14 protein-coding genes are annotated in these 14,682 nt (G+C 58.0%); 2 read left to right on the top strand and 12 right to left on the bottom strand.

The features are described from left to right. The coding region (locus ACO9S2_RS11945; protein WP_423722509.1) for a Mov34/MPN/PAD-1 family protein at positions 1-223 on the top strand (223 nt) is incomplete at its 5' end. An 81-nt stretch (positions 224-304) separates the two neighbouring features. Next, a complete protein-coding gene (locus ACO9S2_RS11950; RefSeq protein WP_423722511.1) occupies positions 305-631 on the top strand; it encodes a hypothetical protein in 327 nt (108 codons plus the stop codon). Between the two features lie 165 nt (positions 632-796). On the opposite strand, the gene ACO9S2_RS11955 is transcribed toward ACO9S2_RS11950, so the two are convergent. From ACO9S2_RS11955 to ACO9S2_RS12010, 12 genes are all read right to left on the bottom strand, one after another. Beyond that, positions 797-1,666, bottom strand: coding sequence for a toll/interleukin-1 receptor domain-containing protein (locus ACO9S2_RS11955; protein ID WP_423722513.1), 870 nt, complete (start codon positions 1,664-1,666; stop codon positions 797-799). Positions 1,667-2,048: 382 nt separating this feature from the next. Then, positions 2,049-2,477, bottom strand: coding sequence for a hypothetical protein (locus tag ACO9S2_RS11960; protein WP_423722515.1), 429 nt, complete (start codon positions 2,475-2,477; stop codon positions 2,049-2,051). Between the two features lie 299 nt (positions 2,478-2,776). Continuing rightward, positions 2,777-3,802 carry a hypothetical protein gene (locus ACO9S2_RS11965; protein WP_423722517.1) on the bottom strand — a complete coding sequence of 342 codons (1,026 nt, stop codon included), beginning with the start codon at positions 3,800-3,802 and terminating at the stop codon, positions 2,777-2,779. A 285-nt stretch (positions 3,803-4,087) separates the two neighbouring features. After that, a complete protein-coding gene (locus tag ACO9S2_RS11970; RefSeq protein ID WP_423722518.1) occupies positions 4,088-4,297 on the bottom strand; it encodes a hypothetical protein in 210 nt (69 codons plus the stop codon). Positions 4,298-4,300: 3 nt separating this feature from the next. Further along, on the bottom strand, positions 4,301-4,495 hold the full coding sequence (locus ACO9S2_RS11975; RefSeq protein ID WP_423722519.1) for a hypothetical protein: 195 nt from the start codon (positions 4,493-4,495) through the stop codon (positions 4,301-4,303). Positions 4,496-4,698: 203 nt separating this feature from the next. Next, positions 4,699-6,423: an ABC transporter ATP-binding protein gene (locus tag ACO9S2_RS11980; protein WP_423722520.1), complete on the bottom strand. Its 1,725-nt coding sequence runs from the start codon at positions 6,421-6,423 to the stop codon at positions 4,699-4,701. Positions 6,424-6,446: 23 nt separating this feature from the next. Then, entirely contained in the window at positions 6,447-6,977 is a 531-nt protein-coding gene (def, locus tag ACO9S2_RS11985) for a peptide deformylase (RefSeq protein WP_423722521.1), read from the bottom strand. 90 nt (positions 6,978-7,067) lie between these two features. Next, positions 7,068-7,865 (bottom strand): HEAT repeat domain-containing protein, encoded by a 798-nt coding sequence (locus ACO9S2_RS11990; RefSeq protein WP_423722522.1) that lies wholly within the window; start codon positions 7,863-7,865, stop codon positions 7,068-7,070. Positions 7,866-7,880: 15 nt separating this feature from the next. Then, on the bottom strand, positions 7,881-10,961 hold the full coding sequence (locus ACO9S2_RS11995) for an efflux RND transporter permease subunit (RefSeq protein ID WP_423722523.1): 3,081 nt from the start codon (positions 10,959-10,961) through the stop codon (positions 7,881-7,883). A 46-nt stretch (positions 10,962-11,007) separates the two neighbouring features. Next, the gene (locus tag ACO9S2_RS12000) at positions 11,008-12,162 is read right to left on the bottom strand and encodes an efflux RND transporter periplasmic adaptor subunit (RefSeq protein WP_423722525.1); all 1,155 of its coding nucleotides are present in this window, start codon (positions 12,160-12,162) and stop codon (positions 11,008-11,010) included. After that, positions 12,159-13,511, bottom strand: coding sequence for a TolC family protein (locus ACO9S2_RS12005; RefSeq protein ID WP_423722527.1), 1,353 nt, complete (start codon positions 13,509-13,511; stop codon positions 12,159-12,161). The genes ACO9S2_RS12000 and ACO9S2_RS12005 overlap by 4 nt, the downstream gene beginning before the upstream one ends. Before the next feature lie 108 nt (positions 13,512-13,619). Then, positions 13,620-14,681, bottom strand: a complete 1,062-nt coding sequence (locus tag ACO9S2_RS12010; RefSeq protein WP_423722529.1) for a polyamine ABC transporter substrate-binding protein — start codon at positions 14,679-14,681, stop codon at positions 13,620-13,622. Between the last annotated feature and the right edge of the window lies 1 nt (position 14,682).

The following is a 14,682-nucleotide window of genomic DNA, read 5'->3' on the forward strand; positions in this document are numbered from 1 at the left end:
GGGGCTCGACCTGCAGGTCGTCTATCATTCCCATCCGCACGACCCTGCCCGTCCGTCTATGACCGACATCAAGATCGCCACCGACTACGAAGAGATTTGGCCGAAAATCAACCTGCCCACCCCCACCTACATCATCCTCTCACTCATGCACAGCACGCCTGAAATCAAAGCCTACTGGATCAAGGGCGGCGCCGTTTCACCGGCCACCATCGCCTCAGCATAGCCGACAAATTCATATTTCCTTCTGTCGGTGTGAATGCGATAATGCCAGCCATCATCGACCTCTTTCCAAGGAGCGATCGTCATGGCCCTCATCCGTACGATACTTCTCGCCGTCTCCCTCACTCTCCTCATCTCCGGCCCAAGCCTCGCAGAGGACAAGAGCTACTACAGCCCGGTCATCCAGATCGATACTGAAAACCACCGCATTCTCATTTCCAAGCTCGGAGGCGTGTTCTACATCGACGTGCCTGAAGCAGGACGCCCTCACATGGAAAAGCTGCCCATTTCAGGATTGGTGGATTTCGTGGTCGAATGGAAGGGCGAGGATCAGATGCCCGTGATCAAGACCTGGAAGGTCAAATCCGGCGAGTCCACCTGCATGTTCTTCAACGGGAAAGAGTGTAAGTAGCCCCCAAGCTACTACTCACAGGTGGCTTTCCAAAAAGCCAATTTCCTTTTCTCCCAACTGCATCTTTTGATGAGATCTGTCCTTGCTTGGATGCCACCTGAAATTTCAGGGCAGGCTGTTCAAAACTCGCCTGATGCCAGGTGCCACCTGCATCAACGCCCTTCTTTATGGACCGATTCTCCTGGCTGTGAATTCATCCAGCGCGCTTTTGAATACACAGCCCGGCCGGTCGCCCTGGCGCACGAACGCAATCTCGTCTCCCGAGATCCGTCCCAGGAATTCGAACGAGTACGGATGTTTCTCGGAGTCGGTGCCTAATACATAGGCGTGCTTTGTGGTGAAAGCGAGACTCTCACCGTCGATTTTTCCATCAACGATCTTGGTTTCACCTGTAATGTGGTAGGCCATCGTTCCGAGCACCCTATCACCCATCACCTTAAACATGAAGCGCATGGGGTAGCACTGGCCGTCGAATGAAAGACCGGGATTATCGGCGACCCATGCCCCACTGATATCGGCAACTTTACGAACCGCAGCTTGAGCCGCTGCAGCTGGGTGAATCCACCCCTCGGCCCCATTCACCATACCGGCCAACACATCGATCAGCCGCAGGCAATCCTGTTGAAACCGCATGTCGCTGATCTCCATGGCCTGCCGGCGAGCCAGCAGGATGAGGGCATCCGGCAAATCCTGCTCGCGAGGCATGACCGCACCGCCGACCAATGTAGGTATCACCGGAATCCGCCGGTCGAGCGCGGTGGCAATTTCGAGTCGAACAAAATCATGCGGATCATCCAGGCGACGATGACCTTGCTGATCGACACAGGCCAGCCACGATTTCCCGATGACGACAACCAGCGCGTCACAGGACGTGACGTTCCGTTGAAGCACCTCGACAAAGTCCTCCCCCGGCGCAATGGCATCAATATCCATAAACACGCGCTCCGGCCCGAAGTGCCTGCTCAGGTGATCGTAGAGCCGTCCCGTATATCCTGCGCTGTCCTCCCGCCGATAACTGATGAAAATCCCGCCCATCCGAAATCCCCTTCTCCGCTGACGTTTCGACCCGACTCTTCAGTTATTTCCCGTTGCCCAAGGCACAGCACCAAGACACCGCTCAGGCACTGCTCGCGCAAGGCGCATAAGCAGTGATTGCTGCGACCCACCTTGCCAGATCGAGTACAAACATTCAAACGCGCGGTTGAGGTGGTTGAAGGCATCGGGGGAATTCGATACGCACCGGACGAGCCACGAGGCTTCTCACTACAAGATCACATTACAAGATGTGACCCTGCTTGCCCCATTCATGTATTTCAATGGGAAAGAGTGTAAGTAGCGGAGAATTGATTGGCGCTCCTCGCCTCTTTCACTTCTCACTCGAGGGTATTTCTTCGACAAGTCGAATCACTGGCTTTTTCTACCCTCGGAGGATGCTCTCTTCCGTGTAAATCGGGCGCCGCGGGCCCCTGCCTTTATCAATTCCAGCAGGGCGTGGTACTTGCTTCAAATCTGCAATGTACAGAACACTCTTGAATCCAGCATAGTCACCCTTATCACCTTGTCGCCATTTCGCAGGCCTGTGGGATGCCTCAGCAAGCAATGCATTCCGATCGAATTCTTCAGCTCGCTTAATTTCCCTTAGTTCGCCTCGATAATACCGATCCTCCCCCGTGATTTTGATCAGAATCGTCGTAGGGAGCACAAACCTTTCTTTTCTAACGACTGAATTCTCAAGCCAGATAACATAGCCATGGTCATCACAAACATCCACGGCTTCTTGAAACTTCCCGTTCTTTTTCTCATTGTAAGAAACGAAAAGGCCCAGGCGCGATTGCCTCGATTCCATGCTAATTCTCCCTTAGAAACCGATTCACCAAGTCTGCTGTCTAACCATGCCTCATAGTACCCGCACCAAATTCCTCCCTACTCCCTCTAATGCAACGCCACCTAGAGATCTGCGTAGTATGCCGTCACAGAATGCGCTGGCCTCCTTCAAAAGTGTCTGTCCAATCTTGCCAAATCTTATCGTCGCCTTATTTTGAGGTGTCCGTAAAACCCGGGCTAGCTCAGCCCCCCTTTATTCCCCCGCAAGCGAAAAGTGTTGAAGTTTAGTGGGCTCCGAAGACAATCTACAGGAACAAAGAGTTATCCATTCGTGCCTGATTGCTGCTGACGCGATTGTGAATCCCGAGTTGCTGCTCGACTCACCGCTCTTCCTACACCTTGCGACAAAACATAGCCACCTATTCCACCAAGGAGTGTCCCGAGAGTATTTTCGGTTAGAAACTTTGACATTCCGAGGACGCATACAACAATCAATAGCACCATAACGGTTGCAAATTGAATAACTTGACCCGACGCTATCAATTCAACCTGCACATCAGGAGAGAAGACTCGGACTGAGAGAAACATCAATATGCCAAATGCGCAGAACACCCCAATTATAAGCCCTAATTGATCTGCTACTTTCGTCGCTGGCGCACTTTGATCCTCGATAGATTTAAGTAGCAAGTCTCGATATTTCTCCCACGCCTCACTAAGCCGCTTAGCTCTTGGTGCCTGCTCTTTGAAAGCCGATATATTCGAGGTCAGTTGCTTGGATGCAATGGCCATCGCTGTGTCGAGTTGAAGGCGCATTGCTTCCATGCTCTGCTTGTCCGGGTATTGATTACAGAGCTTTTCTGGATCTAGCTGTAAGAACTGAGTCACCTCACTAACTGTGGCTTCCTCACTTTCAGGAAGGGACACCATTAAAGGAAAGCCATCAAACCCAAGTCCCTGAAATTGGCCAAGCTGCCTCCTTATAATAAGAAGATTTTCCGCAATCGACTTTCGCTGACATCCTTTTATAGCTAACGCCAATCGTCCAGCAGCTTCCGTTACTCTGTTCTTAGTAGCTTCAATTGAGATTTTTTCAAGTGCAGCGATATGCTCAGAATAACCAGAGTAGGCATCGATGGAGGAACGGGCCTCACCGAGGGACTCTTGATTTAGAGCAGGGCTTTTCGATGGCGCTAGTTTCTGAATTCTCTCGATCTCCTTTCTTGTGGCTTCCTCTGATTGCACAATGGGGGTGACGTCGGGTCCACCGAAGATGCCGGGCCTTGCGGCTGCTTGATCCAGCCACGCTAGACCCAACAAATAGAAAAGAACGAGAACGATTTTTTGCATAGTTGTCTCCCCATGACTCGCAATACCGCGCAAGATGATAATCGGCGAATTTCTATCCGTATAACAGCCAGCGACTCTACCGGTCAGACTTGAGATGGCAATCCCCTAGGTATCTTCGAGCGGGCACATTTTCTGCCGAATCGAGGATTCCGTCAAGCGCACCAATGTAGCCATCGGTGCGAATGGTTCCATTCAGACAAGAGCAGTCGTTCGACGTCGTGATGATCCCCTGGCGATATCACCATCAGATGAGGACGATGCGAGAGTGGACGGAAATGAGAGAGGTTACTCCGAACTGCCCAGCATGTCGTCGATCAGCGGACGATTGATGTCGGTGCAGCCCAGGCAGATCGTATCGAACAGAGCTTCGTGGTCTGCCACAAAATTCCTGGCGTCGGTTAATTTCTCCGCCATGACCTGGTCATAGCAGGTCTCGCACAACATCATCAGCCCCCGCGAGACGGAGACTGTTTTCCGTCCTGCACTTCCCGCCATGATTTATACCGATCCTTTTTGAAGGGCCATGAAGAAGTCTTCCGATTCGAGGTCGATGCCACAATCCGCGCACTCATAGGGTTTATCGGGCTCCGGTACGTTCAAGGGAGTCCGGTCGATCCGTCCCCGACAGACATGGTAGAAACTCCCCCGCGCATGCTCGTCGTCCAGGGGATCGCTTTCGTATATCAACACCATAGTCGTTTCATTCCTCTCCGGCCAAAAGTATAACGACGGGCTTTGCGGATTCGCAACCGCCCCGCTATCTACCTACCCTCACAGGATGCTCAAAAAGGTCGTCCAGCAAGGCCGCAGCAAGTGAAGAGGCGAGGCGTACGCTTCGGTACGTTGAGTCTCTGAGCGCAGCGAGAACGCCGCTGGCGGACTTTTTCAGCATCCTGTTACACCTGAAACTGCGCTTCATACAAACCGGCATACACGCCGCTCTTGGCGAGCAGCGCGTCATGAGTCCCGTCTTCGACCACCTTTCCATGATCCACGACCACAATGCGGTCCACATCCTGAATCGTCGAGAGCCGATGGGCGATGATGATCGTGGTCCGCCCCTTGGTCAGTTCGTTGAGGGCTTCCCGGATCTTCACCTCCGTTTCGGTGTCGATATTCGAGGTCGCCTCGTCGAACAGAACGATCGGCGGATCTTTCAGCAGTACCCGCGCGATCGACACCCGCTGCCGCTGTCCCACGGACAACTTCACGCCCCGTTCCCCGATCCAGGTGTCGTAGCCATCGGGCAGAGCCATGATGAACTCATGAGCGCGTGCCGCTTTGGCGGCAGTCTCAACCGCCTCCTGTCCCGCCAACAGGTTCCCGTACAGAATGTTCTCGCGGACGGTGCCGTTGAACAAAAACGGCTCCTGCTGCACCAGCCCGATCTGGCTGCGGAGAAAGCTCAAGGGCAGCTCGCGGATATCGTACCCGTCAATCGTGACAGCTCCCCCCGTCACGTCGTAAAACCGCGGAATCAGCTTGAGCGTCGTGCTCTTCCCCGCCCCGCTGGGTCCGACCAGCGCGACCCGCTCCCCGGCCCGCACGGCGATCGTGACGTCCATTAGAATCGGCACGTCCGCCCGATAGTGAAACTGCACATGGTCGAACAATACTTCGCCCTTCAAGCGTTTCACCGGCGCCAAGGTTCCGGGCCGGTCATGCACCTCGGGCACCGTGTCGAGAATATCGAAGACCCGCTCGCTCGCGGCCAGCGCATGTTGCAGCATGTGATTAACGGAATGGATCTGATTGATCGGCACATAAAACAGCGCCAGGTACGACACGAACATCACCAGCTCGCCGACCGAGAGATGCGTCGCCAGCACTTCGCCGACCCCGAACCACAGCACCAATGCCCCGCCGAGACTGCCGAGCAGGGTCATCCCCGGCGAATAGAAGGACCAGAGATACATGGCTTTCAAGGTATCCTGACGACAGCGGTCGCTCTTGCGGCCGAACCGGTCCTGTTCATAGGGCTGCCGGTTGAATCCCATGGTCTCGCGGATTCCCGCCAGCGAATCTTGAAGAAGGGCATTGAGCTCGGCCGATCCTTTGCGAATATCCCGATAGTAGGCGTGCACCCGCTTCGTGAAGCCCATCGCGCCCAGGATCAGCAGCGGAATCGGCACCAGCGCCAGCAGGGCCAGCTTCCAGTTCAGCCAGAAGAGCACCCCCATGATGCCGATCAACGTCAGCCCGGCGGTAATGACGCCTTCCAGGCCATCGACGAAGATGCGCTGCATGTGCTCGGTGTCGTTGAGCACCCGCGACATGATTTCGCCCGTCGGGCGGTTCTCGAAAAAGCTGATAGAGAGCCGTTGCAGCGCCCCAAACACCTGCACGTGGAGATCGTGCACCACCTGCTGTTCGAGCGTGTTGTTGAGGCGAATGCGCAGTGAGCTGGAGAGATTTCTGAGGAGATAGGCCCCGACCAATCCGGCGAAGACCCAGCCGAGCAGGTCCAATCGCCGGCCTTGAATCACATCGTCGATCAGGATTTTGATCAGCCAGGCCGGAACCAGTTCAAAGCCTGTCGTCAGGCCGGCGAACAGAAACGTTCCGATCACCATCAGACGATAGGGGCGAAGGTACTGGAGCACACGGAGCAGGGTGTTCACAGGGCAGGATCAGTCCCGTTGCGTCAGATGACCGCGGCGGGATCTTTCTTCCAATAGTGATCGAACTCGGCCAGCTGGGTGAGCGTCGAGAGATCCGTCATCCGGTCGAGAAACACCTTCCCGATGAGGTGGTCCATCTCATGCTGAATGCAGACGGCGTAGAGGCCGGTCGCTTCGATATCCAGCGGCTTCCCTTTTCGATCCAACGCTTGAACCCGGATCACGGACGGCCGCGTCACTTTCCCGCGCAAGCCGTCCACGCTCAGGCAGCCCTCCCAGTTCTCAACCTGCTGCGGCCCGTAGAACGCGATGGAGGGGTTGATCAGCACAGTCTCCGGAAATCCTCCCTCCCCTTCGCAGCCCATGACCACGAGCTGGATCGAGCGGGACACCTGAGGGGCGGCCAAACCGATACCCGGCTCGTCGTACATCGTTTCGAACATGTCGTCGATCAGACGCTGGATGTCGGCGGACGCGATCTGGCGCGGCGTAAGCGCCTCCGCCTGCCGCCGGAGGACCGGGTTTCCAAGTTTCGCAATGCTCAAAATCGCCATCGATTGCGGACTCACTGGTTAGAAGAACAGATCACCGAAGGTCTTAAAAACTAACACACCGATCTTTTTACGCGCAACCGGCCCCATGATCTATCCTTGCGATTTTTGACCTGACCGGCGGGGCTCCGGAATTTCAAAGATCTCCTTGTTCGCATCCCACCATTCCACCCATTCCGAAACCCAGGCCTGCCGGTCCTGCCTGGTCGAAGTATCCCAATCGTGAAACTCGGTTTCATGCCTGGTAAGAATCCACAGCGAGTGCAACGCCGACATCGCCACAAACCGCTCCTCGTCCGTCACCATGGGAATCAGCGTCGGAATCACCGCCTTTTCCCGCACATACCGCGCTTCAAAGGCCGCCGCCTTGCGCACCGAGGGGTTGAGATCCTTGGCCATGACGGCGATCGTGTCCGGCGTCTTGGCCGAATCGAGCCGGATGGCCACGCGTAGCGCATGCTCGCGGACGCGGGGAAGCTCGTTCGGCTCCTGCGCGGCGACCAGCAGCGCCGGCACCCCCGACACCCCCTTCATCATCGACAGCGTTTCAATCGTGTTGTAGCGAATTCTGGGGCTGGGCATCGTCAGCCCCTTGACCAGGACCGGAATCGCCGGCTCGCCGAGATGGACGAACTCACCCATGGCCCAGAACTCCTGCTTGCCTTCCAACAGCGGCAACAGCGCTTCAGCCCGCTTGATCTCCTCCGGACTGAGCGGCTTCGTATTGGGTGGAACCGAGACGTCCGGAATATCCTGGCCCTTCGGCGGCGCTTCATAGGGAATTTGCGCCAGGATCATGGGAGCGTTCTGATACGGCTCTCCCCAGGCCGCTCCTCCCGCGCACAGGACCACCAGGCTCAGCACTCCACTGACTAGGTTACGACTTTTCACAGGCTTCCACTCCTTTCAGACCGGCTCACGCACAGGTTCATCCGACTCGTTCCGATGCACCAACTCATACAACACCGGCAGCACCACCAAAATCAAGAATGCGGCCGTCAACATGCCTCCCACCACCACACGCGCCAACGGTTTTTGCGCCTGAGACCCGATGCCCGTCGCCAAGGCAGCCGGCAAGAGGCCGATGGCCGCCCCCAACGTCGCCATCAAGATCGGACGCATCTGCGAATCCGCCCCTTTGCGCACGGACTCGCGAAGGCTTTCCCCTGTCCGGCGGAACTCTTCGATACGCGAGATGAGGAGCACCCCGCCCAGAATCGCCACCCCCAGCGTGGAAATGACTCCCACCGCCGCCGAGATGCTGAAATTGGTATTTGTCATCACCAGCGCCAGCACCCCGCCGACAAGCGCAAAGGGAACCGTCGATAAGACCAGCAGCGCATTCTTGAGAGAATCGAAGGTCGTATAGAGCAGAAAGAGAATGATGACCAGACTAACCGGAACGATTTTGGCCAGGCGCTGCTGCTCCTCCTTCAACTGATCGTACTGGCCGGCCCATTCCATCCGGTACCGTTCCGGCAGACTCACCTCTTTGGCCATCCGGGCCTGCGCCTCTTCGACCGTGCTCTGGAGATCGCGGTCCCGCACACTGAATTTGATGGGGATATACCGCTCGTTGTTTTCCCGATAAATGATGAAGGCTCCGGTCTGCGTCGTGATGTTGGCGACCTGCTTGAGCGGGATACGGGCGCCGGCCGGCGTGCTCACGAGAATATTCCCGATGGACTCCACATCCTGGCGGAATTCCGGAAAGAAGCGCACCACAAGATCGAACCGCCGCTCTCCCTCATAGACCTGCGTAACGGCCTGGCCCCCCACCGCCGCTTGCACCACGGCGTTGACATCGGCGACCTGCAACCCGTACCGGGCGCTGGCTTCGCGATCCACCTGGATCAGCAAGTTCGGCTGGCCCAGTAACCGGAAAATTCCGAGATCTTTCACCCCGCGAATCTGCCGCATGACCCGCTCGACTTCGACCGCCTTCGCCTCCATCGTCTTGAGGTCGGCACCGAACAACTTGATCGAGTTTTCGCCTTTGACCCCGGACATTGCTTCTTCAACGTTGTCCTGAATGACCTGCGAAAAATTGAAGATCACACCGGGAATATCCTTCAACCGGCCTTCGATTTCTTCAATCAACGCGTCCTTGCTCAAATCAGGCCGCCATTCCTGCTGGGGCTTCAGGTTGGCCAGAAACTCGGCATTGAAAAAACTCGTCGGGTCGGTTCCGTCATCCGGACGGCCGAGCTGGGAGACGATCGTCGTGATTTCCGGCGACTCTTTAAACAGGCGGCGGATCTCCCCGGTCAACCGGGCGGCCTGATCGAACGAGATGTCCACCGGCATCGTGGCACGCACCCACAAATTGCCCTCTTCAAGGGCCGGCATGAATTCTCCGCCGAGAAACTGCAGGGCCGCCCCGGTCAGGAGCAAGGAGCCTCCGGCAAACCCCAGCACGATCGTGCGATGGTTCAGCGCCCAGTCGAGCGTCCCCAGATACACACGGCGCACCCCCCGCACCACCACCGTGTCGGCCTCGCTGATCTGGCCTTTCAGCAGAAAGGAGCACAGCACGGGCGCAAGAGTGAAGGCCATCAACAGCGCCCCGAGCAACGCAAAGCCGTAGGTGATCGACATGGGCGCGAAGATTTTTCCCGGCACGCCGGTCATCGTGAAGAGCGGGATAAACGCCACCACAATGATCGCGGTCGAAAAGAAGATCGGCCGCCCCACCTGCCTCGCCGCGCGTACGATCTGCTGGTGAGTGGTCAGGCCATGGACCTTGCCGTGCGCCAGGTGGAAGAAGATGCTTTCCACCATGACCAGCGTGGCATCAACGATGATGCCGAAGTCGATGGCGCCGAGCGAGATCAGATTGGCCGACTGCCCAATCAGAATCATCGCGGTAAAGGTGAACAGGAGCGAAAGCGGAATCGTGAGCGCCACGATCAACGCGGCGCGGAAGTGCCCCAGGAACACCACGAGAATGACGAACACCAGCACCATGCCGCTGATCAGGATATCCGTCACCGTTTCCACGGTGGTATGGATCAGCTTCGTGCGATCGTAGAAGGTCTTGACCTTCACGCCGTCCGGCAGTTTCCAGGCATTCAAGTCCTCTACTTTGGCGCGCACTTTATCCAGCACGGACAGGGCCTTATAGCCTCGCTGCAGCAGGACGACGCCTTCGACCACATCGTCACGGTCGTCGATCCCGACTTTCCCCAGACGCACCTGGTGGCCGACCGCCACCCTCCCCAGCGTATTGATATAGATCGGCGTCCCGTCTTTTTCCGCCACCACCACGTTTTCGATGTCTTCCAGGCGGTTGATGAGGCCGAGCCCGCGGATGTTGTAATTCTGCGCCCCGATTGTCAGATAGTTGCCGCCCACGTTGGCATTGCTGTTCGTCAGGGCTGTCATCACCTGCGAGAGGCTGACGCCGTAGCTGATCAGTTTTCCCGGATCGATTTCGACGTGGTATTCCTTCGTCGTTCCGCCGAAGGCCGTGACATCGATGACCCCGGGAATCCGTTTGAATTCCCGCCTCACCTGCCAGTCCTGAATCGTCTTGAGCGTCGTCAGATCGGTCCCCTCGCCCGTGAGTTCGTAGCGGAAGATTTCCGCGATTGCCCACCAGGGGGACAGCGCCGGGTCAGCCCCTGAGGGCAGTTGGACGGTGGCGATCCGGTTGAGCACCTCCTGGCGATCACGGAACATGTCCGTGTCGAAATCGAAGTACACTTTGATGTCGCTCAGACCGAAAATCGACAGGGACCGGATATCCGTGAGTCCCGGCATGCCGTTCAGGGCCACTTCGAGGGGAATCGTGATCTGGCGTTCCATCTCCTCCGCCGACCAGCCGGGATACTGCGTGATCAGCTCCACCATGGGAGGCGAGGGATCGGGATAGGCGACAATGTCCAGAAGATGGAAGGCGTAGAGCCCGCCGAAGAGGAGCAGCAGCCCCAACGCGCACAAGAGGAACCGCTGAACCAGCGAGATCTCAACGAGGCGTGTAATCATCGTGGTTCAGCATCCGGGAAGGCTGCCGGGAGACGGTTCACAGGAATCAAAATCCCTTCACTTCTTGGCCCTTGATGAGCACCGCCCCTTTGGTGACGATCCGCTGGCCGCGGGCGAGGCCTTCGAGCACCCGGACTTGCTCAGGGGAAATATTGGCGACTTTGACTTCGCGTTTCACGTACCGGTTCTGATCCTCCACCACGTACACGAACTGCTTGCCGTCCGCTTCCAACACCGCTTCCCTCGGCACCACGATGAATTGCGAGGCTTCTCCCACATCCAGGTGCAGTCGGGCGAACATTTCCGGCTTCAGCTTATGGGCCTCATTATTGACCCAGGCCCGGACCTTGATGGTCCGGGTCACAGGATCGACCACATCGCCGATCGCCGCCAGCGTTGCCGGAAAATCGACTCCGGGATAGGCCTCCACGCTCACGCGCGCAAACTGGCCCTCTCTGACTAGCGCCAGATCCCGTTCGTAGAGGTCGGCCAGGACCTGCAGCATATCCAGATCCGCCACGGTGAAGAGCACCTGGGTCGGATCGCCCCCGACGGACTGACCCGGCGTCACCGCCCGCTCGACGACAGTCCCAGTCAGCGGGCTCTTCATTTCAAATCGAGAGGTGATTTTTTGTTTATCGAGCGGTTTGCTCAACTCCTCGGCCGGCACCCGGAGCGAGAGGAGGCGTTCCTTCGCCCGGCGATACTCCGCCCGGGCTTTCACCAATTCATTCTCCGCCAGCTTCAGGTCCTTGAGCGGCATCGCTTTGTTTTCGTACAAATCCTTGGCCAGCTCGTACGACCTGGTGGCGTAGTGCAGCTCGGAGTCCTCCTTCACGTATTCCGAATAGGCCTGCGCGATATCGGGACTATCGACGATCAGCAGCACGTCTCCCGTCTTCACACGATCGCCGAGATGCACCCGCACTTCGACGACGCGGCCCTGGAGCGGGGAGGAAATTTTGGAATACCGGTCCTCTCCGTAGGCCACCTTGCCGGACAAGGTGAGCGCCTGATGCGAGGGGCTGAAATCGACGATGGCCGTTTCAACCCGCGCTTGCGATTCGCGCTGAGGCGCTGCCGGCGGGGGCGCCGGCAGGGTGGCCGCCTCAGAGGGGGACGGCTGGTCCGCCCGTCCGCAGGCCGAGAGCGTCAGGAGCATGACCGCCATGGTCAGAGAGGCCGCTCGTCCGTGCATCATTGGATCTCCTGCCCCGCGGCGCTCTGCAGTTGAATCACATTTCGCTGATAGGTGAAGAGCGCCTCAAAATAATTCTGCTGAATCGTCCGCGATGTTCTCGCCGCATCCAGCAGATCGAGGATCGTGGCTCCGCCCCGCTCGTAGGCGCGCTCCACAATGGTCAAGGTCGACCGTGCGTCGTCCAGAACGCCTCCCAGGTAGGCCTCCACCAAGCGCCGGCTTTGCATCAGGTTCTTGTAGGCCACATCCACCTCGTTTTCCACCTGATTCAGCGTCTTGTTCAGATCGGCCTCGGCGGTCTGCACCCCCACCTCTGCCTGCATGATACCGCCCTGATTCCGATTGAACAACGGCAACGGCACGCTCAGGTTCAACTGCGCCTGTCCGGGATTATCAGGCCCCTGCGGTCCCTGCACGGCGTACCCGGCGCCGACGGTTAAATCGGGAACCCGATAGGCCTTGGCGAGTTTCAGATCGGCTTCCCGCTGGGAAAAGAGGAGCCGTTTGGCCCGGACATCCGGTCGCACCTCGATCGCCACCGTGCGGAGTTTCCCGATATCGGGATCGATCCGCTTGTATTCGAGGTCGGTCAGCAACTCCAGTTGCGTCACAGGAGAGACTCGCAACAGTTGGCGAAGATCCGCGCGAGCAACCTCGCCCTCCTGAAGCGATTGAATGACCTGCGACTGGAAGTCGATAAACTGGAGCCGGATGCGAATCAGATCCACTTCCGCGATATAGCCCTTCTTGAAGCGGATGGTGTTGATCTCAAGAATTCTGGAGAACCGGTCCCGGTTCTCTTCTGCCAGGGCGAGGCGACGCTGGGCCAACTGGATGCGGTAATAGGCGTCCTTGACCGTGAAGCTCAGTTGACGGACCGCATCCTCAAAACCGGCCTCAGCCGATTGGGTCCCGAAGCCGGCGCTTTCGATGCGATAGCCGCGCTTCCCGGCCAATTCAAAGAGCTGCTGAATCTGGCCAAAGACGCCCCCGCTATTACTGGGTGTGCGCCCCTGAGTAAAAGAGGCGAGCGTCCCCATCGAGGCGACCGGATTAGGAAAGAGCCTCGCCGTGATCTGCTGCCCCCTGGCCGTCTCGATCCCGAATTTCGCGATCAGCAGATCGAGATTCTGGCGCAGGAACAAGGCGACCGCGTCATCCAGACTCAGGCGGAGCGTTGAAGAGACGGCGGGAGATACCGGGGTCTTTCCCGAAGACTCGGCCGGAGCCGCAAGCGCCGGTACGAGAAAAGGAGCAGCGAAAGCGCCCGCAGCCAGGAGCAGAGCCCCGACCACGATGCGACTGCCCAGGTCACTGCGAAGATATCGCCCTGAATTCGTAATACGCACTCCCCCACACATTTCCGGTAGACCGCGGCAGAGGGCTGAATGCAGGAGTAAAGTGTTCGCATTTTATACTGATTTCACGAGTACTTGCAAAGGCATAGCGGAATCGTGCTACCGCATCTTCAGTTCCGTCCAGGCCCGGTCGTAGAGGCGCATCGCTTTGCCCACATCCGTCATCCATTCCAGTCGCGGAATCAACTCGGCCGGCGGATAGACGGCGGGATTGTCCCGCACCTCTTGGTTGACGAGCGCCCGGGCTTCCCGGTTGGAGGCCGCAAACAAGAGCCGTTCGGAGGTCGTTGCCGCCACCCGCGCGTCGATCAGAAAATTGACAAAGGTCAGGGCCAGGGCTTTCTGCCTCGACGACCGGAGCACCACCAGACAGTCCGCCCAGATCGTCCCCCCTTCCTTCGGCACGACATAACGGATCGACGGCCGGTCGGCCATGGCCCGCGCGACGGGACCTCCCCACCCTTGCGCCAGGACGACATCCCCCGAGGCCAGCAGTTGATCGTAATGCTCGCTGGCATACGTCTTCACCAGCGGTTTTTGGGCGATCAGCTTCTGTTTCGCCGCCTCGATCACGAGCGGATCGGTCGTATTCATGGATTGCCCCAACAACCGCAACACCGCGCCGAAGACTTCCCGCTGGTCGTTCAACATGCTGATCCTTCCTCGATACCGCTCATCCCACAGCGCCTCCCAACTGTCAGGCGGCGGCGAGACCACGGCGCTGTCGTAGCCGATCCCCACCGTGCCCCAGAAATAGGGAACGGAATAGCGGTGCGACGGGTCGAACGCGAGATGTTCCAGATGGGCTTCCAGCAAGGCCATGTTGGGCACGGCAGCCGGATCCAGCTCGGCCAGGAGCCCCTGGGCGGCCATGATGGACACCATGAAATCGGACGGCACAGTCACATCGTAGCCGGAGGCCCCGCCTTGGAGCTTCGCCAGCAGCTCTTCGTTGCTGCTGAAGGTATCGACCACCACCTTCGCTCCATGCATCCGTTCGAACTCCCCGATCAGCTCCGGGCTGACATAATCCGACCAGGTGAGATAATGCAGCGTCCGGACGGAGCCGCTCTTGCCGTCCTGCCCCGGCTCAAGCGAGCGATCGCAGCCGATCAGGGCCATGAGGCTGAACACTGAGAGCAGCACGAGCGGTACGTTCATA

Origin of the sequence: Nitrospira sp. NS4 (assembly GCF_049546785.1) — a bacterium.
GTDB lineage: Bacteria > Nitrospirota > Nitrospiria > Nitrospirales > Nitrospiraceae > Nitrospira_D.